We start from the raw sequence: 22,862 nt of genomic DNA, 5'->3' as shown, positions 1-22,862 counted from the left end.
CGGGTGTGGAGCGCAAGGGACCAATCAACTCCCCCCCGCGTCTCGCGATCGAAAGCAACCAAGCACTCATTTCGTGCATCGCTGCAACAATTCTGAGCAATGCCCATCATATCAATCTACAGACTGAAATGCGGGTCACAACGTGAATACGCCTCGACGAAACATCATCAAATATAGACTTTTTGATTCTTCGCTTGGTCGGGAAAGTAGCAATCTCTAACGTCGCGCTACGGGGTACAAACTCACGCTGAAAACCAGCCGGACTCTATGGATTTCGCTCGCTCAGATTTTCTGCATCGGGCGGTCCGCGTCTTGCTTCCCGCACCGTGCCAAGCACACATTCCGCGGGGAGATCGAGATGGTTTCGATTCCACCGCGAGTTTCAACATTGTCTATTTGCAGGTAACATCAGTGGTCATTAAGCAGAAAACCGGATTGCCAACACGCAGCGGTTTCACCCTCGTCGAACTCCTTGTCGTCATCGCCATCATCGGCGTCCTCGTCGGCCTCCTTCTACCTGCAGTTCAATCGGCTCGAGAAGCAGCCCGTCGGATGCAGTGCAGCAACAACATGCGGCAACTGGCTCTGGCTTGTCACAACTACGAGAGCACCTACAAACAGTTCCCAGCTTCCGCTGACAATCACGACTTTGTCGGTGTGGGACGGACTTGGATCCGTGGCGTTCTTCCTTACCTCGAGCAATCGGCTTTGGATTCGAACGACCTCGAGATCTATGGCCCGACTTTCGACGCAGATGCCATTCTGACCGAAGTCCCCATGCTCAACTGCCCCAGCGACCCGCTGTCTTCGACGCCAGTCAACGTTGGCTTTGGTAGCTCAGTGATCGCGACCAGTGCCGGCACAAACTACTTCGGAAACGCGGGCCACTACGGACGCTCCTCCAACCAATACCACGGAACCGATGCATCCGGCTTCAACGGGTTCCCCGCTGCGTTCCAGTACACGGCGGACGGGATGTTCCACAGCCAAGGTTCCGCTTTCGGTCCAGTGCGATTTGCATCTGTCATTGATGGCACTAGCAACACATTGCTGATCGGCGAGCGTGGATTGTTCCCCGCCAAACCAGGTACGGTTCAATCGGGCGGTTGGTTGACGACGTTCACGGGAGCACCATTTGGCGTCGGGCACTCGGTGCTGTGCTATGACTCGCCGGATGAAGCGGGTGGAGGATTCATCCCCTACTACGGTTTCCCAGTTGATTCCGACGGCAACGGAGGCATCTTGAACGACGAAGACTTGACCGGTGGACTCGGCAATCTGCCTGACAACGACGAGCACTTTTTCTTCAGCTATCACCCAGGCGGCTCGCACTTTGTCATGACCGACGGGTCGACCAAGTTCGTCACCTATTCCGTCGCCCAAGATGTTCTGACCGCTTTCCTGACGAAAGCAGGACACGAAGTCAACACCTTCGAAGAATAGGGTCAGCTCGAGTTCAATCGATGAGCAGACCCGTTTCAGCTTATCGAACATTCATGCGTTCGCCCCGGATTTGGTTTCACCGACCGGGGCCGACGCTCATCCATACGTAGCGATTGCGAGCCACCACTCGCAGCCATATTTCAACTCCACAGCGTTCCAATCAACAGCTTCATGTCACGCAAGAAATTCATCTCGTTCTCACTTCGATCATTGCCTCTTCTTGGATTGCTCAGCACGTTTGTTGCATGTGGTCCATCTGGCATCAGCCTCTCGGGAACGGCAACCGTCGACGGAACCCCCATTCAAAAGGGAAAGATCAGCCTAGTTCCCAAGGCGAACGTTAATTCGCCGACCGCCATGGCTCCCATCATCGATGGGGAATTCACAATTCCGGCAGCATCGCAATTGCGAGAAGGAAGCTTTGACCTTCGCGTCAGCATCACCGCAGATCGGACTCCCAAAGCCCAACTGACGTTCTTGCAGGGTGGCAACAAGGCCGCCGTCGGTACCGCGATCAGCCAGGCATTGAAAGACGCGCCACCATCGGAAGAGAGCTTCACGTCTGACTTGGAAGTAACCGGTTCAGAAGATGGCATTCAGCTCGAGTTCAAAAGAGAACCTGAGCCGAAAAAACGTCGCTAGGCAGGTAGGCAAGACTGCTCACGAATCCCATCAGCCGTTTGGACGTTCGCCCCGGTTGTGAATAGCAACCTGGGCCAACGCAAAAAGGCTCCGATGCGCAAAAACACCTGCGTATCTGCTTAGAATGGCCTTTGAATGACACGCCAATTGATGCACCCCTTTGATCGACATCTTCTGATTCCAACTGATTGCTAATGATTCCCCGTTGCTTGCTTGTTGTTCTGCTATTGGCATCATCCGTTGCCGCCGCCGAAGTCCACTTGGTCCCGCTGCCAACTGACATCAAAACGCTGGGTGGTCCGGACTTGGTTTTGCCCGAGACTGTCTCCACCAACACACCAACCGACGCGGACTGGGCGAACCATCTCACGATTTTTGGTGAGCACCTGAAACGGATGACTGACGGCCGTCATCAATTGCAGTTGGAAAGCGAGCAAAGCGGGTTGCTGCAGTTCAGCCACTCCAACGAATTTCCACCGGAAGGCTACACCGTCGCAGTGTCATCCGACCAAATTCGGGTCGAGGCTTCGACACTGAAGGGTTTGACGCGTGCGACGGCAACATTGCTGCAGTTGATCGGCGACGGTGAATCGAAGACGATTCCGCAACTGCAAATTGAGGATGCACCCAAGTTGGCCTACCGCAATCTGATGATTGACATGGGTCGCAATCCACACAGCATCGCTTTGCTGAAAGAAACGATCGACCTGCTTTGGTTCTACAAAGTTGACTCGGTGCAGTTGCACCTCACGGACGATCAACGCATCGCATTTCCATCAACCGCGTTTCCGAAGCTATGGGACTGGGTGATCACTTTGTCTCAGTTCGAAGAACTTGAACGTTACGCGGTGGCTCGCGGTGTGACCATCATTCCCGAACTCGAAGTTCCCGGCCACTCCGAATTGCTTCGTCGGATCTATCCCGAGGTGTTCGGAAACTCCGGAACCGAATTGACTAAGTCAAAAAAGGCTCTCGATGGAATCAAGACATTGCTGGATGAAATGATGGCGGTCTTTTCGTCATCACCCTACATCCACATCGGCGGCGATGAAGCATTTGGCGTGCCCGAAGATTTGCAACGAGACCTGATCAACGAACTGCACGCGTACCTCAAGTCCAAAGGCAAAGAGACTTTGGTTTGGGAAGGCCCGCGAGCGGGAACCGGAGACAACCGAGTCAACCCGGAAGTCATTCACCTCAACTGGCGAACGATCAACTACCCAGCCGACGAGATGATCGCAAACGGGCACCGGGTGATCAATGCGGCATGGGATCCTTTGTACTTGGTCGATCACTATCCGCGAACAAACTTCACGATGACTTCGCCGCAACACATCTATGAAACGATGTCGCTGACTCGTTTCAAACACGTGAACCCAGACATCCGGACCTACGCGGATCCGGTCGAAGTCGAGCCCACAAACAAGCTCATCGGGTTTTGCATGCCATGGTGGGAAGGACGTGAAGAGAACTTCTTGCCCCAAACCTTACCGAGAGTGATCCCGTTCGCCGAAGTGGCTTGGAATCCAAGCATCAAGCGAGATTACGAAGACTTCGAAAGCCGCGTTTCTTTCATCGAGCAAGCTCGTTTGGCGGCGTTCTATCCGGTCACGATTGAAGCCACAAACTTCGTTGTACCGGATGATGGCGTTTTCGAAGAAACAACAACGGTGACTTTGGAAACCACAAACAAACCGAGTGCTCCTTCGACTGGGAACCTCGAGATCCGATACACGACCGACGGATCGAAGCCATCAAAGGATTCGTCTGTTTATGAGTCGCCATTTAAGTTGACGGAGTCAGCAACCGTCCGAGCCATTGCCTACGCCGGTGACGATCCGATCGCGCATGGATCTCGATACAACTTGGTGAAAGTGAATGGACAACCAAACCTTGCTCTGCACAAACCAGTCACCTCAAACGCAACCTCTGGACCACCATTTTCAGTTCAACGAATCAACGATGGTGGAACCGAAAACCTCGGCTTCTATCTTGGCTATCCGGCGGATCCCGAGCCAATTCTGCTGACAATTGACCTGGGCAGCCCACAAATGGTGGAACATGTCAAAGTGTTCGCCTACAGCATCGCGGGATCGTTTGAGAAGTACGCCGTGGAGACATCCACCGACGGAGTCGATTTTGAAGAGGTGGCAACGCGGTTGGACAAGCCCGAAGTGCCGACCGATCCCGCCGAACACCGCTTCGCACCTCGCGAAGTTCGCTATGTTCGGATCAAGACACACGGCAACAAAGGCTATGTGTTCAACTCATTCTCAAAGATTGTCGAAGTACAAGTCTTCTAAGTAGAACGCGGGTGACTTCGGGTATACCTGACGAACGGCGTTAGCCGCGGTTCACGCGATAAATTTGGGCGAACGTCCCAGCCGCTCGCCAGGATCCAACAAACCGCTCAAGCCCCGTCGCGAAATTAGACCGTTTTAACGGAATCGCAACGAGGCAAATCACCATTCAACTGTGCAGGGATATGGCACTTTCATTCATCGACTACGCGATCATCATCGCGTTCTTTGTCATCACGACATCCATCGGGCTTTTCGCGAGTCGGCGGGCAGGCAAGAGCTTTTCGGAGTACTTCTTGGCCGGCGGGCAGATGAGTTGGTGGATGCTCGGGATCTCGATGGTCGCGACGACCTTCGCGGCGGACACACCAAACTTGGTCACGGGAATCGTCCGTCGCGACGGTGTCAGCGGCAACTGGGTCTGGTGGGCATTCCTGCTCACGGGTCTGCTGACGGTGTTTGTCTATGCGAGGCTTTGGAAGCGAAGTGGCGTCTCAACCGACCTGGAGTTCTATGAACTCAGGTACAGCGGAAAGACGGCCGGGTTCTTGCGAGGATTTCGTGCGATCTACCTGGGGGTCGTATTCAATTGCTTGGTCATGGCGAGCGTAATCTTGGCCGGGATCAAGCTGGGTGGCGTTCTGGTGGGTGCAACACCCATTCAAGTTGTCCTGGTGACCGGAACGATCACCGTTGTCTACACGTTGCTGGGCGGACTAAGAGGTGTGATCCTGACCGATTGCTTTCAATTTGTCGTTGCAATGTTTGGATCCATCGCGGCTGCCTATGTCGTTTGCAATCTGCCGGAGGTGGGCGGCCTTTCGAACTTGCTGCAGCACGAAGAAGTTCGCTCCAAAACAGCTTTGCTTCCTGACTTCAGCGACATGGATGCGTTGATCCCATTGATCGTCATTCCTTTTGCGGTGCAATGGTGGAGCGGTTGGTACCCCGGGGCAGAACCCGGTGGTGGCGGTTACGTCGCGCAGCGAATGTTGGGCGCCCGCAGTGAAAAAGACGCGACGCTGGCCACGTTGCTCTTTCAAGTCGCTCACTATTCACTGCGACCTTGGCCTTGGATCATCGTGGCCCTCGCATCAATCGTCGTCTTCCCAAATCTAGAAAGCATTCAAACCGCTTTTCCAGACATCGATCCTCAATTCGTCCAAGACGACTTGGCCTATCCCGCGATGTTGACGTACCTGCCCAGCGGTTTGCTCGGCATTGTGATTGCAAGTTTGATTGCGGCGTTCATGTCCACGATCTCAACACACTTGAACTGGGGTGCCTCCTACATCGCGCATGACTTCTACCGTCGTTTCGTGAATCCAGAGGCAACCGAACAAAGGCTCGTCGCGACGGGACGCTGGTCCACAGTGGGTTTGATGATCGTCGCAGGCGCGGTTGCTCTGGCACTTGAAAGTGCGATGGAAAGCTTCAGTATCATCCTGCAAATCGGTGCGGGCACCGGGCTGATCTACATCTTGCGATGGTTCTGGTGGCGAATCAACGCGTTTACGGAAATCACCGGCATGGCGGTTTCTTTGGCCATCGCGATGTTCTTCAAATTCGGGTACTCATCGACGGGTCTGCCCGAACTCAACTCTTGGCAACAGCTCTTGACCGGAGTCGTGATCACAACACTCTCGTGGATGTTGGTCACGGTCGTCACCCCTCCCACCGATCGCGAGCCGTTGAAGAAGTTCTATCGCAAAATCCGTCCCGGCGGCGTTGGCTGGAAAACGGTCCGCGACGAATTGGCGGAAAGCGGCGTCCACGTCGAAACCGGCGATTCAATCACCGCAGGTTTGAAAGCCATGATGGCAGCGACATTCCTGGTTTACTCCGCGCTGTTCAGCACTGGGTACTTGCTCTATCAGTCATGGGGCTGCTTGGCGATCAGCCTGAGTGTGTGCGGGGCATCCGCGATTGCACTTTGGAAGAGCTGGCCGTCGCTGCGAATCGATGGCAGTCCTGCGAAACCGCAAGGAACGGAATGACCTCCATCTTGCTTAGCTGATAGCAACGAGTCCCTCAATGTTTCGCTTCCGCCATCACATCCGCCAGCTGGTTCAAGTCAGTCACGATCACATCGGGTCGTTGGACGTTGGGATACAACGTTTTACCAGGACGGCTGACAAAAGCAGTCTGCATCCCGACGCTCTTCGCACCGGCCAGATCCCATGCGTGGGCCGCGACCATCAAGACTTCGCCTGGTTGCAGCCCAAGGTCATCCAGGACCATTTGATAGGTGTCAGGATGGGGCTTGTACTTTTTGATTTGATCGATGCTGTATCGTTTTTCGAATAGATCGGTGAGACCGGCGTTCTTCATCTGAGTTTCGACGCCAATCTTTGACGAGTTTGTCAAACTCACCAAGCGAAATCCCTGCTCCGAAAGACGCTGTAGTCCTTCGCGAACGTCCGCGTGCGCGGGCAATGATCGCAATGGCGTAACGATCGCAGCTTTCGCGTCATCTTGGGTCAGTTCAATCCCTTCTTGCTCCGCGACCATCATCAACGCGGCAGTCCCTATGTCGCCAAAATCGTGGTACTCACCCGCCAAGGTCTCCACGAGCGAGTAGTGCAACATATTCGAAAACCAAAGCGGCAGAAGGTCTTCTCGACCATTCAAAGCCTCGCCAACCGACTGTTTCAGCCCGGCGAGATCAAGCAACGTTTCGTTCACATCGAAGACGATCACTTTCGGACTGGACATGATAGGTTTCCTGGATGGCTGACCTGCGAGAGTCTTCGCATTTTCATTCGCAGAGACGGATTTTGATTCTTGCGCGGACGATGTAGTCACCACCGAAAGCGAGACCAACACGGGAACGACGAAAATAGCTACACGAAAAGACATGAGAAGGACCAGCAGAGAATGGACTGACGAGACGACACGAAACGACCTACGAAGCAATCCTTGCTAAGCCAGTGATGCATTTCGCGTTCCTTTCTCCGCCGAGAATGATCCGAGCGAGCAACGCGGACGAAGCGATGCGGTCGAGTCTGGGCCGCGTGAATCCGAATTTGATATCAGCAGTTGGCCAGGAAAAATGGTGGTTCACAAACGCGTTGACAGCCATGGTCTCGTGGCTAGAATCGCCGACGTCCGAGGTGACTGGTTTGGTTTCTTCCAGATCAGTGAACAGGGAACTCCGGTGAAATTCCGGGACGGTCCGGCCGCTGTGTGCCGCCAGAGATCTTCGAAAGTCGATCTCATTGTTCGCTTTTCTATTCGGCCATTGCTCGTGCTTTCGCGTTGTGACGCGATCGTGAGTGAGAAGGCCATGAGTGAACAAAATGGTGATGAGTCAGAAGACCTACCTCGCACAAGACGTTTTGTTGCCTTCTTGGATTGGGGCGAACGTTGCAACGCTTACCGCATTGGTGCCATGCCTTTCATTGAGCATGCCCATTCGACGCGTTGGATTTCCGTCATCAGCTTTTGAATCCGCTTTCGTCGCACGCGTTCACCACGCCAATCGTCTCGCATTCGCTTTGAAAATTCATGAGCGGAGGTGGAGACGCTGGGGATGATATGCGCCGACGAAGAGTGATTCCAAGCGATTCACATTTCGATTTCTACTCATGCGCACGCTTCACTCGAGTCTCCTTCACCGTTCATCTACTTCCGCAAACGCTCCGCAATCCAATCAATCACTGTGGCTGGCTCTAACAGTCATCCTCGTTTTCATTTCAGCGTTTCCGACCTTTCTATCTGTTCTCAAAGCCGATGTGGTGGTCGATTTCGAAAGCCAAGATCTTGGCGGGTCCGGTGTTTCCAACGGCCCTGTTGCGAACGCGACCATCGTTCCCGGTGCCTATGGAGGGAACGATCATATTGGAGTCTTCACCGCCGATGGTGTCGACTTTTCGAACCGCTACAACGACCTCTACGGCAGTTGGAGTGGATTCGCGGTTTCCAATCACACGGACACAACCACACCCGGCTACTCGAACCAATACAGTGCGACACCGGGATCGGGATCAGGAGGTTCCGATGCTTATGCAGTGGCGTTTGGATACGCCAATTCAACTCCAACAAGCATCAACACCCTGACCGCTCTGCCGAGTATCTATCTGCCTGACGGAGAGCAAGCGATCAGCGCTGATGTGAGCAACACCACCTACGCGAGTTTGTCGATGAGCAACGGTGATTCGTTCGCCAAGCAGTTCGGCGGCCCCGCTGGGACGGACCCGGACTTCTTCAAGTTGTCCGTGTTCGGGATCGATGCGAACGATCAGATCCTCGACACAACAATCGAAGTGTTCCTGGCTGACTTCCGCTTCACCGATTCACTTCAAGATTTCATCTTGGACGATTGGTTGACGATTGATCTCACCTCGATGTCCGATGCCAGAAGTCTGCACTTCAATCTTTCGTCCAGCGATGTCGGTCCGTATGGTTTGAACACCCCGGGATACTTCGCGTTGGACAATTTCGCGACCGCAACGGCCGTCCCCGAACCGGGCTCGCTTGCGGTGCTGATGAGTATCGGAATCGGCGTTGCCATCAACCGACGTCGCCGAGTCAGACAAGAGTCCGCGACGGATAGGACATCCGCGATCAGTTGAACAACGACGTCAGCGGAGAACTACTTCAATGAACCGCTTTCGGCGGCCACGATGGCATTGAATTGAGCGATGAGTTTCTCATCGCCAAGTCGACGCAAGTTCTCCGCTAGTGCAACGTTGTCAGCGATGCGAATGAAACGCTCGAACTTGACCTTGGTCTTCGAATCGTCCGTTTCGTCCGCGTCCATCAATTCTCGGTAACGCGCATAGTCGGGGTGATCCTCGACCGCCTCGACGAATTCATCACTGCGACTGGTCAGAAGATCGATCGCCACTGGGTTGAGAACGTTGGCGAGTTCCGGCCATTTGCGTTCCAAGTCTCTCGTGATGCGACGACGCAAACCGTCTTCTGGCGAAGAGCGTCGTCGGCGTCGGCTCGAACCGCGACCTTGATCGCCTTGAGATTTCTTCCACGCATCGTTGATCCGGCCATCTCCGGTCAAACTCAATTGCTCCGACAAACCTTCCAGGATCGCGCGTTGAGAATGAGTCGCCAAACTCAGGATCAACGCGTAAGACTCGTCGTTTCGCAAAAGCTTCGGATCGTCTTCGTCGAAGAAACTGTGAATGCTTAGAAATTCACCCGAACTCATGACTGGCAAGTCAATCGTGTCCGCTGTGATCACCGTGTACGCGTGAGCTTCGTCAAACGAAACCACGCCATCGCCATCGTAGTCCGGGCGTTCGATCAGTCGGCCGGATCGATTTCGCCCGGAAAGCGCCGCCCAGAAGTAAGTGCTGTATTCCACGTAGCTGGCCTCATCGACTTCCGGCGTGCAACCGGACGCGGGACGATCGTGCACCGTCGCGAAAAAACCGATTCGATTCTGCTCTGACAGCCCTTTCTCGGGATCCCCCTCATTGAAAATGTATCGAGCAAATCCACCCGCGTGACACTGGACCATGATCGCAACCACTTCGACTCCCTTAGGCAGACCGTCCAGCATCTTCACAAACTCGGTCATGCGAATCGCACTGTTATTCCAAGTCGCAATGGTCGTGTCATAGGGTGATTGGCGATCGCTGCTGCGACTTCCGTGGGCGGTCACGTAAACATAAAGCCGATCGCCCGACTTCATCGTCTGCCCCTCACCGCGAAACCATTCCCGAATGTTTTCAGGTTCGGTGCTTCCGTTCACCTTGGGAATAGCATGGTTCCGATAGGACAGTCCCAGTGAATCGCCGCTGCCAAAGAACTCCGCCATCAGCCGGTTGGCTTTGGGAACCGAATTCGGATCCATCACCTGCAGGTCTTTTCCGACAGCATCGCCATCCGAAAAGTAGATGTCGTTGTGTTCGCCCAAAACACCTTGTTCGCCGAGAGCCCGCTGAGCAAACATCACATTGTTCTCGAGTGATGCCTGGTTGCCGGAGGGCGAATAGCCGCCACCAATCGTCAGGAAGAAATCGTCGGCCACAGCCACGGGACCGCACCCACAAAGCAAACCGACAAACAACCAGCAAGGAGTTCGACTCATCTGATGAAACAACCAAGATCGCGGGAGCATGATGCAGACTGTGCTTCAGTCAACAGAACCCGCAGTTTATCAGGTCACCCATCGGTGGTTTGTATCTTCTTTACAGTTGCCGCAGCCAGGTTTCGAGAACGAGAAGATTCCACAACCGATAGCCGTGGTTTTGCTCGCCGGTTTCGTGTGAACGGACCAGGTCGGCGATTGCGTCCGGACGGAAATAGGCATTGATACGTGCGTCGGGCGCCAACATCGTGTCATGGACCAAAGGCTTGAAGTCCTCGCGAAACCACTGACCAATCGGGATTCCAAATCCCATTTTGGGACGAGTGAAGATCGAAGATGGGATCCGATCGCCAAACGCATCTTGCAGAATCAATTTGCCACGGCGTCCGCGAAACTTGTGTTCGACGGGCATCGAAGCCGCCAGCTCGACAAATCGGTGATCCAGCATCGGCTGCCGAACCTCCAACCCGTGAGCCATCGACGCGATGTCGACTTTGGTGCACAAGTCACACGGCAAGTACGAAAGAATGTCTGATGTGGAAGCTCGCGTGACAACATCGCGTCCCTCGCTACGAGCCCAAACGGATTCCAGGAAATCGACGGGGTCGTGGCCCGGCAACGTTTGCACAAAGTCGTCGTTGTACATTGACGCTCGCATGGATTCCGGAAAGATCTGCAGCCAATTCATGTACCGCCGCACGACCGGTTGGTCGATCGCTTCCAAAAATCGTTTCGCTCGTCGAATGACAGACCGTCTGCGATTGGAATCAGGCAAACGCTGAACCAGTCCAATGCCGGGGAACTTGTTCAATGGAAACAAGCGTGCGATCTTCTGGCTCATCCAAAGTGCACGGTAGCGTTCGTATCCCGCGAATAATTCGTCGCCACCGTCACCCGACAACGCGACCTTGACGCTCTCACGAGTCAGTTTCGATAAATACCAAGTTGGAACGGCCGACGAATCGCCATAAGGTTCGTCGTAGTGCCAAACCAATTTCTCAAGGATCTCAATCCCACTCGGTTGGACTTCGAACCGGGTGTGGTCGGTCTGCAAATGCTCCGCGACCTGCGCGGCATATCGTGTTTCATCAAAATCCGCGACGGGAAAACCAATGCTGAACGTTCGCAGTGCGGTGTCAGTGTGATCGCCCGCCAAAGCGGTGATCAAGGATGAATCAATGCCGCCGGACAGAAACGATCCCAAAGGAACGTCACTGCGCATCCGCAAACGAACAGAGTCAGAAAGCAAGTCACGAACTTTTTCAATGGCCTCTTCTCGCCCGATTGGACGTTCCACCGATGGATCAAAGTTCCAATACCGCTGGACGCGAAGCCCACGCTCGTCCAAGACAGCAAAGTGTCCCGGCGGCAGCTTGTGCACGCCTTTGAAGATCGTGCCTGGATGGGGGATGTATTGGTAAGTCAGAAACTCATCGATCGCGTTGGGATCCACTTCCTCACAGACACCAGGGACCAACCGCAACGCCTTCAGTTCGCTGGCGAAAACCAATCGACCATTCTTGTAAGAATAGTAAAGCGGCTTTTGTCCGATTCGATCACGTGCCAAGACGATTCGATTGCGTCTGGCATCCCAAATCGCGATCGCGAACATGCCATTGAGTGAGGAAAAGCAATCGGTTCCAACATCCTCGTACAAATGAACGATCGATTCCCCGTCGCCGTCCGTCGCGAATTGGTGGCCGGCACCTTGCAAGCGTTTGCGAAGCAATTCGTAATTGTAGATCTCACCGTTGAACACCATCCGAACCCGGCCATCTTCGTTGGACAAAGGCTGGCGAGCCCCATCCACATCGATGATCGACAGACGACGGAATCCCAAACCAACGCCCATCGGTCGTCCGGTCGCATCGCGATGTTCCGCGTCCATCCAAAGTTGCGAATCGTCAGGACCACGATGAGCGATTTCATTGGTCATCCTGGACAGCAAATCGGCACTGATCGCTTGGTCGTCGCGTTGCCAAAGTCCGCCGGTGAAACCACACATAAAAACAGGAGGGCTAAAGTCAGAAAAGGGTTTCAAATGACGGGAGCTACTTCAGTCCGCCTGATCGCGACTCAGCCGACACGTTGGCTTTCACCATTCGCTCGGCGAATCCGCATGCTTTCGATTTTTCGGTTGGTCGCGTGCAACACTTCGACTTCCCATTGGCCGACGTTGAGCAAGTGCCCCTCGATGGGAATCATCCCGGCATGATGCAAAACCCAACCCGCAACGGTTTCGTAGTCGTCACTCTCGGGCAGGTCCCAGTGAACCAAGTCATTGACATCGTCAATCATCACACGCCCGTCGACATCAATGGTGTCGTCATCGATCACGCGAATTTCGAACTCTTCTTCTTCGTCCGACTCGTCAACAATTTCACCGACGATTTCCTCCAACGCGTCTTCGATCGTGACCACGCCAGCGGTTTGTTGAAACTCGTCAAGAACGATCGCCATATGCGAACGACTGTGCAAGAACTCACGCAGCAATAGATCCACGCTGCGATCCTTTGGGACTGACCAAGGCCGACGACAGAGATCCAACAACGGCTTGTTCGGCAAACCATTGCCGGCCAGATAGGGCAACAAATCTTTGACGAACAACACGCCGACGACGTTGTCGATTGTATCTTCGTAGACCGGGTAGCGTGTCCGCCCCGTCTCGATGATCGACCCGATGGCTTCTTCCCAAGTCGCAGTGACTTCGATCGCATTGACGTCGACTCGGGGTGTCATGATGTGCCCGACCGTGTCTTCATGCAGCTCCATCACACCTTGGATCATTTCACGAACACCCGGTGCAAAGAAACCTTCCCGGGTTCCCGCCGCCACGATCGTTCGAATTTCGTCTTCGAGTTGCTCCTCGTCCTCATCTTCCGTTTCTTCCACTCCCGCCAATCGGCGGGAGATGATTTCAAGAAGTTCACCCGGAGCATGCAACGGACGCATCACAAACGACATCGTTCGCCAAAACGGCCAGGTGTGATAAAGCAACGGCGCCGACGCAAACCGAGTCACCGCGTTGGGCAACCATGTATGAGTCAACATGGTCAGACCAGCCGCCGCGATTCCCCACGCCAGCAAAGTGTTCAGGTCCACGTCAACGCGATTGACGACAACGATCGTCCCAAACAGGACGAACATCACCGAACCGATGACGTGCAAATAGGCACCGGCGCGGATCACGGTGTCTTGATGATCCAGCACCGATCCAAACCGGTCGCGGTTCTTCTTGACGCGGCAATAGATTTCCAGCGATCGACCGGCAAACCGATCCAGCAATTCGCTGCCCAGACCGCCGATGCTTCCGAGGATAAAACCAACGGCCGCAAGCGGCATTGCATTGAGATCAGCTAAGTCGCTCATAGGACGTCCCCGCTGAACAAGCTTTCGCCGAAGGAGTCATCATCCGAGGATGTCTCGGGCATGGCCGAAGAACTCAAGGGCAGTTCGATACCGATTGCCTTCATCGCCATCACTTCAGCACGACGCATCGCCGTACGTGGCTGCGGAGATTGATCGTCGTGGCCGACGATGTGCAAGGTTCCGTGGACGACGTACAGCAACAACTCTTCGCGGGGTGATAGCGAGTTGTTGGGTTCACTCGTGTTTTCAATCGCGGTTTCGAAACTGGCGACCAATTCACCTTCGACCGTCGGAGGGTTCAACTCGTAAGGAAAGCTGATCACGTCCGTCGGATAATCGTGCTGCAGAAATTCGCGATTGATTGGATGAATCGTCGCGTCATCGCAAATCCGAACTCCGATCGAACCCCGATTGCATCCTTCCACGGATGCGGCCGCGATCGCTGCTTCGGCAAGCTGCGTGCGAGCGGTCTCCAGGCAACCAAACCAGACCGATAAGTCGGGCTCCGCTTCCTCGTCGATGAGGACGTCCGTCGTCAATTGAGTGGGAAACTGTTCCATCACGCCGACTGTTGCCCTGGATACTTCACGCGTGCGTGATAAATCGCGGTCAGCGACTTCACCAAGCTTTGTCGAACACGGTGCAATTGAGCGAACGTGATGCCGCAATCATCGAACTGACCGTCCGCCACTTTCTTCTGAGCGATCGCATCGACCAAACCTTGGATGCGTGCCGGCGTTGGATCAACCAAGGTCCGCGATGCACTCTCGACCGTATCCGCCAGCATCAGCACGGCAGCTTCGAGAGTTTGCGGCTTGGGTCCAGGGTAGCGGAAGTCTTTGTCACTGACCGCTTCACGATTGGGATCCTCTTCGCTGCGTTTCGCGGCTTCGCGGTAGAAGTACTCGACCAGCGTCGTGCCGTGGTGTTGCAAAATGAAATCGATGATCGGTTCGGGCAGGTGGTGATTGCGAGCCAAATCTGCACCGTCTTTGACGTGTGCGATGATGACCAGCGTGCTCATCGCAGGCTGCAATGCATCGTGCTGGTTGATTCCCGACGATTGATTCTCGATGAAGTATTCCGGTTTGAACATCTTGCCGATGTCGTGGAAGTAGGCTCCCACACGAACGAGCAACCCATTGGCACCAATCGCATCCGCGGCGGCTTCGGCAATCGAAGCCACATTGATCGAGTGGTTGTAAGTCCCCGGTGCACGCTGTGCCAAACGCCGCAACAACGGGTGCGATGCATCGCCAAGCTCCAAAAGGCTGAGGTCCGTTTGGACCCCGAACGCTTTTTCAACCAAAGGCAGCAAACCCGTCATCGCCAGCGACGAAAACAGAATGCAAACGCCCGCCCAACCGGCTTCGGCCACCAAACCGTTGACGACATGATTCAGTGATCCACCACTGAGCATGCCTTCCAGATTTCCGCCAGGTGCACCGGAGGATAGCGTCTGTCCCGTGACAATTCCAACGCCCACCACCGTGAACATGGTAATGGTCGCCGATATCAAACCGACGGTGACCAAGTGAGTCCGAGACCGGATGCGGCCCGTCAACAAGGTGCACGTTGTGCAAGCAGCGGTCACGACAACCAAGTTCGGAATGTCAGCCCCAAGCAGCAAAATGATTGATAGACAAACCGACGAAAGCAACAGAATCGCGAGTTCGCGACCGTAGACCACCGCGGCGGTGATCGACGCCAACACCAGCGGAACCAATTCCGCTCGCCATGCATCCCGCGACGCGTGGTAAGCCAACACGATGGTGACGACCATCAACAAAAGTAGCTTCAGTAGTTTGTTGCGTTCCAGCAACAAAGAACGGTCATCAACGAACCAAATGTAGGAACCGCAAAGCAGATACAAAGCAGCGATCATTCCGGCATAAGCAGCGACTCGAGCGACCCGATCGCCCCAACGCATCGACTCAACCAATTTGGACCACTCGCTTCGAAGCAGCCCTAATTCGCGACCAGTCAGTGGCTTTCCTGAGTCGGCCAGTTTGGTTTGCCCAGCGTAGAACGTCATCATCACGTCCTCGACCGCAGCCGCCGCTTGGTCGCGAACCATTTGGCTGGCCTCGTCGTCATATTTCAGTGTCTCGAACTCGGGCAACCGGGTTCGCAACCATTCGCCGATCATGTCTGCGGCGATCAAGCCTTCGTCGCCGGGGAAGCGCGAGCGAAATTGGTCACGCAGTTCTTTGACCAATTGGTTGCCAGCTTCAGCGATGATGACCTTGGACAACTCAACCGGCACCGCCTCATCGGTTTGGTCACCGGTGAAGACGCGAATCATCCGCTGCGATCCCTTTTCGGGAGGGTGCTGCGGAGCTTGCAAGATGCCGTTCTTGTAGAGTTTCAGCATCGCGGAATCGACCGCGGCTTCCAGCGTCGCGAGGTCCTTGTCTTTGCTGAAGACCCGCTTCAACAAAGCGAATCGTTCGGCCGGCGACTCGCCATCGGGAGCCGTCTCGCTGCCCTCGTAGAATTCGGTCAGTGCAGACCGCTCTTCTTTGCCGAGTTGCTCGTAATTGGCTGCACCGAGCACGAGAAACAATCGGTTTTTCAGTGCGGCTCGCAGTTGCTCGAGTCGCTGAGGTGAATTGCGATACAGCGTCATCACTTCGCGACGACGCCGTTCTTTCAAATCACCCGTGGCGATCGCGTCGGCAACTTGAAAGTCCACCCGCGAGATCAAATCGCGAGCCGGGATCGCACCGCTGCGATAACTGAAAGCCGGTTTCCAAGTGAAACATAAAACCAGAATCGTCACCGCGGCGATCAGCGTCATTCCGACACGAAGCGACCATTCGGCTTTGTCTTTGCGATCCCACCAAGTCGCCCATTTGGACTTCGGGATCCCCAGCGACTCAATGCGTTCTTTGCCCGCACGTTGTTTGCCTTTGGTCGTCCCGCTTTTGCTCGTGCCGCTCATTCTTTCGGTTGATTCTCCGAATCAGAGTCGGTGACAGAATCGGACGCCGAATTGGACACCACCGAATCGCTGGATGTTTCTTCCACGTCCGAACTTTCTGAATCAGCTTCGTAAGCAGCCACAATTTGTTGCACCAATCGGTGACGCACAATGTCAGCGGCACTCAAACGAATCTGAGCGATCCCTTTGATGTTACTGAGTCGGTAGACCGCGTCATGAAGTCCGCTGCGAACACCGCGAGGCAAATCGAGTTGCGTCGCATCGCCGCTGACCACCATTTTGCTCCGCTCGCCCATTCGGGTCAGGAACATCTTCATTTGGGCGACGGTCGTGTTTTGTGCTTCGTCCAAGATAATGAACGCATCGTTCAGCGTGCGGCCTCGCATGTACGCCAAAGGAACAATTTCGATGACATCTTGTTCCATCAATGCGCGAGCTTGGTCAAAGTCAACCATTTCGCCGAGTGCGTCGAGCAGCGGTCGCAAATACGGGTTCAGCTTGGCTCGCAAATCACCCGGCAAAAAACCGAGACTCTCGCCAGCTTCGACCGCAGGACGAACCAGCACGATTTTCTTGATCGATTCGTTGCGAAGAGCTTCGACGGCGGTGGCCACAGCCAAATAAGTCTTGCCGCACCCGGCCGGTCCCGTCGCGATCGTCAAATCGTGTTGCCGGATGGCTTCGACATAGCGAGCTTGCCCGGGCGTTCGCGGTGCGATCTTGCGACCCGCGTTCTGCAAGTTGATTGCTTCGCCACTGGGCGTCGGCGGACGACCGTTTTCAATCTTCGCGCCTTCTTCTGCCGCCGCAGTTTCAATGTCGCCGATGCTGAGCGAGCCTTTTTTGCGACACAGCAATCGCAGCTTTTCCAGCGTGCGCATCGCACCACCAACGCCAGTCTCTTCGCCGGCGACGCGGATTTTCCCCGCTCGATGCGTGATGTCGACTCCGAATAGCCGCCGCAACTTGCGCACGTGTTGATCGCGAGGACCGAACAACGTCAGGACTTCATTGGGACCCGCTGTGGACAGCGTGGCTTCGTTCATTGCAGATTGGACCGACATGCGTCAGAGCGTTTCGTTAAGAGTGACTAATTCTAACCGTCCCACACGTGGTCCGACCATCGTGCGACATAGGTTTGAGCAGAATTCACGGGAGGCCAACCGGCCGTCATGCCGCGGCCGCCAAACACAGAAAAGCCGGCAAAATCGCAGCAATCAACGAATCCGTCACATCCCAGACTCCCCCCAAACCGGGAAGCCAATTTCCGGAATCTTTTGCGCCGCAATCGCGTTTGAACATCGATTCGGCCAAATCGCCGACCATTCCGGCGATCGCGAGGGCCGGGCCCAAAATGAACGCCCAACTGGTCGCGGGCAGCGATGTGACAGTATTCGCGTCGGCAACCAACGCCGGAAACAACCAACGCAAACAGGCCATCGCCACGAAAGTCGACATCACCACACCGCCGATCGCTCCTTCCCAAGTCTTGCCCGGACTGAGCCGCGGAATCAACTTGTGACGCCCGAGAGCTTTGCCGGCGAAGTATGCCCCGGCATCAGCCGATTTCGTCGTCGCGATCATGGTCAGCAACGCAGCCAGTCCCCATGACGTGCTGATGTCGCTGCCCAAACCCCGCGTCGCGAAAAGCAAACTCATTGGCAACCCGACGTACAAGGAGACGAACGCCGCCCGCATGGTTCGGTCAATGCTGCTGGATGCCGGCAGAGCAATCGAGTTGGCCGACTCCGACGAAGCATCCAACTCCTTGGGGACGACCGCGACGTACGTTCGCATTTCGCGAATCAGCAACGCAAACAATGATGCGATCGCCATCGTCAACGCCCAACCCAATTGCCCGATCGGACAATTCTCTGGGTAAGCACCAATCGCTCCGCCGCTAAGTTGCGATGCGGCATTCACCAAAGCTGGAATCGCGGGACCTAAACTGATCGCACCAACGCCAATCATGCACCCAGCCCGCCAAACATCGCGACCGGATGACTTCAGCAAAGAAGTGACATCCCACGTCGTTCCCAAGGCAAAGAAAAGCAGCAACGGAATGACAAGCAAACCTTCCGTGCCGGGCGTGCTGAACTTCGCATCAACGAACAAGCATCCCACCGCAATCGCAATCAACACCGCTGCGCTGCGAAGCCGGTCGATCAACAATGAAGGGGATCCTTGCGTAAAGTCAGATTCATAATTGTCCGTGTGAGCCGGAAACGGCGAAAGCCATCGTGATGACAATCACCGTGCGACTCATACGTCGTCTGTTGTGGCCTTGGTTCGATCAACCAACCAAATCTTTGAGAGCCTGCAGGGCTCCGTCGTAGTTAGGTTCTTCGGTGACTTCTGCCACGACTTGCTTGTAGACCACTTTGCCTTCGGCATCCAAAACGATGACGGCTCGGCTCAGCAATTTCAACTCTTCGATTTCGACTCCGTAGTCTTCACCGAATGCGTGCGTTTGGTAATCGCTCGCGGTTCGCATTTCGACATTTTCCGCACCGCAGAAACGAGCCTGAGCGAATGGCAAATCGCGGCTGACCGTCACGGCGTTGATCTTGTCGCCGAGTTCGCCGATTTGCTCGTTGAATTTCTTGGTTTGAGTCGCGCAAGTTGGAGTATCCAAGCTTGGCACGATGCTGATCATCGAAGGTTTGCCCTTCAGATCAGCCAACTTCAATTCTTTCAAACCTTCGTGGGCGTAGTGCAGGCTGAAGTCTGGAGCAGCTTGACCAATGGCCAATTCGCTGCCAGCGAGAGTCATCGGATTGCCTTTGAACGTGATCACACCACTTTGACTCATCGATATTCACTTTGATTGAGAGAACAGGTCGGACGGGAAGCCGGCAGTATGAGCATCGTCGTTCCGGTCGTGAACCCCGGGCATTGCCCTGCCAAACAATGACGCAAACTGCCGTCAATTTGATTGTTTTTCACCGCAGTGTCTAACAACCATCGCCTCAAGACACGACATTTCGCGAGTAACGCCGAACTTACAAGCAACGGTGTACGAAATTTCCGGTTGCATACTGCGCACAAAGGTGAGCAAATAGGGCGATTCGGGTGGGCGCAGGTTTCCCTAATCGGACGAGCAGCTAAACTACGCGAAGTTGTGGTTGGATTCGCCTATCTCGTCGAAATGACGGTGTATTCGTTCCGACAACGCGCCATTCAGCGGCAGAATTTGTGGCAGTGAATTGCGTCCGAACGGGGTGCGCAGGAGTAATGGGATTTGCATGTAACGGCTGCGTATTTCAAAGTTCCTCGCACTCCCTTCGGGCGCAACTCGCTCCTACAATGCCCATACGAATTCTGGTGCCGCCTCCGCTTTCAGGCAGCACTCAGCTCACTCCATTCACTTCGGTGACTGCGCGGTGCCGCTGAATCAGTGACCACATTGGGTCGGATCCCTTTTCACTCGCTCCATGTCCAACCAATCCACCACCGCGATCGTTCTGCGCACGGTGGACTTCAGCGAAACCAGCCTCATTGTCACGTTGCTGACAAAGGATCTCGGCCGGATCTCAGCGCTCGCCAAGGGTGCTCGGCGGTTGAAGGGTCCGTTCGAAGGATCTCTCGATCTGCTATCCGTTTGCGCGATCACGCTGATCGATAAACCAGGCGATACACTGGATCTGCTCACCGAATCCAAGCTTCGGCGACGTTTTCGAGGAGCCCAGCGATCGCTGGATCGCCTTCACGCCGGTTACTACATCGCGGAAATGCTGCGACTGCTGATCGACGATGACGACCCGCACCGCGAATTGTTTGACATGACACTGTCGGCAATGGGAATGATCGACGGCGAAGGCCCGGTCGCGAAAACGTTGTTGGCGTTTGACGCTCAGTGCTTGCGATTGCTGGGACACGCTCCGGCGACGCAGCGATGCACCGTGTGTGGGCGCGACGCGGAACGCAATCGCCGGCGTGCGGCGTTTTCGCTGGTTGGTGGCGGCGTCGTTTGCGAAACTTGTCGTCCGTCGCAAAGCCACCTGATGACGGCCAGTTGGGATGCATTGGACGCACTGCGTGAATTTGCCAGCGATCCCGAGCAGAATATTGTTTCTTCCTTCGATACAGAGACTGACAACCCAAATCAGCCACCGTCCAGCTCATTCCCGATCGGACGCCTGTTTCCCGAGATGACACCGGCGATCTACCGCGACCTTCGCGGGCTGCTCAATCGAACGTTGGAATCGTTGATTGGACAAAAGCCGCGAATGCAAGCATTCCTTCCTGACAAGCTCGATTCGCTCTAGCGTCATGACGAAGAGGTTGAGTATCTCCAACGAGTCATTTCGAACTTGACCGAAGGAAGCTGCTCGTGACGTCTCGCCGTTTGCTGTTACTCGCTGTTGCTATTTGCGTCTGCCCACTATTCGGCAACGAATCTGTGCACGCTCAAACGGGCTTTTGGGAATCCACCAAGGACTCAACCGACCGTGCCATGCGTTTCCTCACCATGCGTGAGCAACCCGACGCCGAACGCGCTCGCCAGCTGTATCAAGAAGCCGACCAACTGTTCCGAGCCGCTGCCGCTCGCACCAACCAAACCGAACGCGACGGCGAAGCGGAAGGCACCGAGAAAAAAGACTTTGCTCGCGCCGCGAAGTTGTTCGCTCGCGCCGCCGACGCACAACCCGGCACCGCGCTCGCACAAGACGCGATGTTCATGCAAGCGGAAAGCCTGTTCTTCTCCGACCAATTGCCCGATGCCGCCGACGTCTACGAACGCCTGAACAAAGACTTCCCGAACAACCGCCACGTCGACCAAGCCGCCGCGCGAGCCTTCGCGATTTCCCAGTACTGGATCGACACCGAAAAGGCGACCGAGGACGACTGGTTCAAATTCAATCTGTTCGACGCCAGTCGACCACGACTGGACACCGAAGGGCACGCCGTTCGCGTGCTGGACCAAATCCGATACGACAATCCAACCGGCCGATTGGCCGATGACGCAACCATGGCCGCGGCCGTCGAGTACATGCGTCAAAGCGATTTCGAAACCGCGGACGAGTTCCTGACCGACCTTCGCGAAACGTTCCCGGAAAGCGATCACTTCTTCAACGCTCACCTGATGGGCATCCGCTGCAAACTCGAAGTTTTCGCGGGCCCCAAATACAGCGGACTGATGCTGGAAGAAGCCGACAAACTGGTCCGGCAAACTCGCGAACGTTTCCCGGATCGACTGCAAGATCCCGAGACATCCGAAATGTTGGCCCGTGCCGCTGCCGAAGTTGCTTTCCGCCGTGCTGAGAAACTGAACGACCGAGCGATCTATCGCGAGAAACGATCCGAGTACGGCGCAGCACGCTTGCACTACCAGATGATCTTGCGTGACTACCCCAGCACACCTTTCGCCGATCGGGCTCGCGAACGATTAGAAGCCATCACGAGCTACCCCGATGTGCCGGCCGAGCGTGCCACCGCGACTTTGCTCAAGCGAATCTTCCCCGATAGCCGCCGCTCGTCGCCATTGGAAACCAAGTTCAATTCATCGACCGGCGAAAGCAACGAGTCGATCTACCGATGAGCCGTCACCCACAACGCCAGAACACGACTGCCTCAATCGGTATCCTCGCGGCCTTGTTCGTGACGTGTATGCTTGGTTGTGCGCCTTACCAGTTCGGCAATGCCGCGTTGTTCCCGCAGAACATTCGCACGGTGCATGTTCCGATCATTCGCAACTCAACCTTTCGCGAAGACCTGGGCATTCGGCTGACAGAAGCACTCAACAAAGAAATTGAACTGCGAACGCCCTACAAAGTCACCGCCGATCCGCTCGCCGACACGGTGTTGCGATGCGAAGTCATCGACGAAACCAAACGCGTGCTGACCGAGAACGATGCCGACTACGTCCGTGCTCTCGACGCGGCCGTTCAGGTTCGTGCATCATGGTCGGACCGACAAGGTCGCTTGCTGATGAAGAACTCGATCGTTCCCACGGACGACCTGACGATCCTGTTCAGCCAAGACGAACGCTTCGTACCCGAGGCCGGCCAATCGATCGACACGGCAACTCAAAAAGCGATCGAAGATTTGGCAAACCGCATCGTCAGCCAAATGGAAGCTCGCTGGTAGGTTCGCAGCTGGTGCACACCAG

17 protein-coding genes and 1 riboswitch are annotated in these 22,862 nt (G+C 55.2%); of the genes, 8 read left to right on the top strand and 9 right to left on the bottom strand.

The features are described 5' to 3' along the window. The first annotated feature begins 267 nt into the window (after positions 1 to 267). The 4 genes from CEE69_RS23270 (at position 268) to CEE69_RS23255 (ending at position 6,382) form a co-directional block, all read left to right on the top strand. On the top strand, positions 268 to 1,443 hold the full coding sequence (locus tag CEE69_RS23270) for a DUF1559 domain-containing protein (RefSeq protein WP_233215554.1): 1,176 nt from the start codon (positions 268 to 270) through the stop codon (positions 1,441 to 1,443). Positions 1,444 to 1,614: 171 nt separating this feature from the next. After that, a complete protein-coding gene (locus CEE69_RS23265) occupies positions 1,615 to 2,085 on the top strand; it encodes a hypothetical protein (RefSeq protein WP_199169928.1) in 471 nt (156 codons plus the stop codon). Between the two features lie 194 nt (positions 2,086 to 2,279). Next, positions 2,280 to 4,388: a family 20 glycosylhydrolase gene (locus CEE69_RS23260; RefSeq protein ID WP_099263008.1), complete on the top strand. Its 2,109-nt coding sequence runs from the start codon at positions 2,280 to 2,282 to the stop codon at positions 4,386 to 4,388. A 182-nt stretch (positions 4,389 to 4,570) separates the two neighbouring features. Further along, positions 4,571 to 6,382 (top strand): sodium:solute symporter family protein, encoded by a 1,812-nt coding sequence (locus tag CEE69_RS23255; RefSeq protein ID WP_099263007.1) that lies wholly within the window; start codon positions 4,571 to 4,573, stop codon positions 6,380 to 6,382. A 34-nt stretch (positions 6,383 to 6,416) separates the two neighbouring features. Here CEE69_RS23255 and CEE69_RS23250 read toward each other — a convergent pair whose 3' ends face one another. Then, entirely contained in the window at positions 6,417 to 7,100 is a 684-nt protein-coding gene (locus CEE69_RS23250; RefSeq protein ID WP_390179997.1) for a haloacid dehalogenase type II, read from the bottom strand. Between the two features lie 379 nt (positions 7,101 to 7,479). Beyond that, a riboswitch (cobalamin riboswitch) is annotated at positions 7,480 to 7,726 on the top strand. 396 nt (positions 7,727 to 8,122) lie between these two features. Here CEE69_RS23250 and CEE69_RS23245 point away from each other — a divergent pair. Beyond that, the gene (locus CEE69_RS23245) at positions 8,123 to 8,959 is read left to right on the top strand and encodes a DUF4465 domain-containing protein (protein WP_233215553.1); all 837 of its coding nucleotides are present in this window, start codon (positions 8,123 to 8,125) and stop codon (positions 8,957 to 8,959) included. A gap of 20 nt (positions 8,960 to 8,979) precedes the next feature. On the opposite strand, the gene CEE69_RS23240 is transcribed toward CEE69_RS23245, so the two are convergent. From CEE69_RS23240 to tpx, 8 genes are all read right to left on the bottom strand, one after another. Further along, entirely contained in the window at positions 8,980 to 10,467 is a 1,488-nt protein-coding gene (locus CEE69_RS23240) for a hypothetical protein (RefSeq protein ID WP_099263005.1), read from the bottom strand. 70 nt (positions 10,468 to 10,537) lie between these two features. Further along, complete coding sequence (asnB, locus tag CEE69_RS23235; RefSeq protein ID WP_099263004.1) at positions 10,538 to 12,442, bottom strand: asparagine synthase (glutamine-hydrolyzing); 1,905 nt, start codon at positions 12,440 to 12,442, stop codon at positions 10,538 to 10,540. A 71-nt stretch (positions 12,443 to 12,513) separates the two neighbouring features. Further along, positions 12,514 to 13,806, bottom strand: coding sequence for a hemolysin family protein (locus CEE69_RS23230; RefSeq protein WP_099263003.1), 1,293 nt, complete (start codon positions 13,804 to 13,806; stop codon positions 12,514 to 12,516). Continuing rightward, positions 13,803 to 14,366 carry an rRNA maturation RNase YbeY gene (gene ybeY / locus CEE69_RS23225; protein WP_099263002.1) on the bottom strand — a complete coding sequence of 188 codons (564 nt, stop codon included), beginning with the start codon at positions 14,364 to 14,366 and terminating at the stop codon, positions 13,803 to 13,805. The genes CEE69_RS23230 and ybeY overlap by 4 nt, the downstream gene beginning before the upstream one ends. Next, positions 14,366 to 16,750, bottom strand: a complete 2,385-nt coding sequence (locus CEE69_RS23220; protein WP_099263001.1) for an HD family phosphohydrolase — start codon at positions 16,748 to 16,750, stop codon at positions 14,366 to 14,368. The genes ybeY and CEE69_RS23220 overlap by 1 nt, the downstream gene beginning before the upstream one ends. Further along, complete coding sequence (locus tag CEE69_RS23215) at positions 16,747 to 17,814, bottom strand: PhoH family protein (RefSeq protein ID WP_099263000.1); 1,068 nt, start codon at positions 17,812 to 17,814, stop codon at positions 16,747 to 16,749. Before CEE69_RS23215 ends, CEE69_RS23220 begins: the two co-directional genes overlap by 4 nt. Before the next feature lie 106 nt (positions 17,815 to 17,920). Further along, positions 17,921 to 18,922: a phosphatidate cytidylyltransferase gene (locus CEE69_RS23210; RefSeq protein ID WP_099262999.1), complete on the bottom strand. Its 1,002-nt coding sequence runs from the start codon at positions 18,920 to 18,922 to the stop codon at positions 17,921 to 17,923. Positions 18,923 to 19,043: 121 nt separating this feature from the next. Further along, positions 19,044 to 19,562, bottom strand: coding sequence for a thiol peroxidase (gene tpx / locus CEE69_RS23205; protein WP_099262998.1), 519 nt, complete (start codon positions 19,560 to 19,562; stop codon positions 19,044 to 19,046). A gap of 622 nt (positions 19,563 to 20,184) precedes the next feature. Between tpx and recO the strand changes: the two genes are divergently transcribed. The 3 genes from recO (at position 20,185) to lptE (ending at position 22,840) form a co-directional block, all read left to right on the top strand. Beyond that, positions 20,185 to 21,018, top strand: coding sequence for a DNA repair protein RecO (recO, locus tag CEE69_RS23200; protein ID WP_099262997.1), 834 nt, complete (start codon positions 20,185 to 20,187; stop codon positions 21,016 to 21,018). Between the two features lie 101 nt (positions 21,019 to 21,119). After that, on the top strand, positions 21,120 to 22,292 hold the full coding sequence (locus CEE69_RS23195) for a tetratricopeptide repeat protein (protein WP_099263073.1): 1,173 nt from the start codon (positions 21,120 to 21,122) through the stop codon (positions 22,290 to 22,292). Continuing rightward, positions 22,289 to 22,840 carry an LPS assembly lipoprotein LptE gene (gene lptE / locus CEE69_RS23190; protein WP_099262996.1) on the top strand — a complete coding sequence of 184 codons (552 nt, stop codon included), beginning with the start codon at positions 22,289 to 22,291 and terminating at the stop codon, positions 22,838 to 22,840. The genes CEE69_RS23195 and lptE overlap by 4 nt, the downstream gene beginning before the upstream one ends. Positions 22,841 to 22,862 lie beyond the last annotated feature (22 nt).

This window comes from Rhodopirellula bahusiensis, from assembly GCF_002727185.1.
GTDB lineage: Bacteria > Planctomycetota > Planctomycetia > Pirellulales > Pirellulaceae > Rhodopirellula > Rhodopirellula bahusiensis.
Note: the sequence above shows the minus strand (reverse complement) of the source record. Positions and strands in the feature narration are given on the sequence as shown.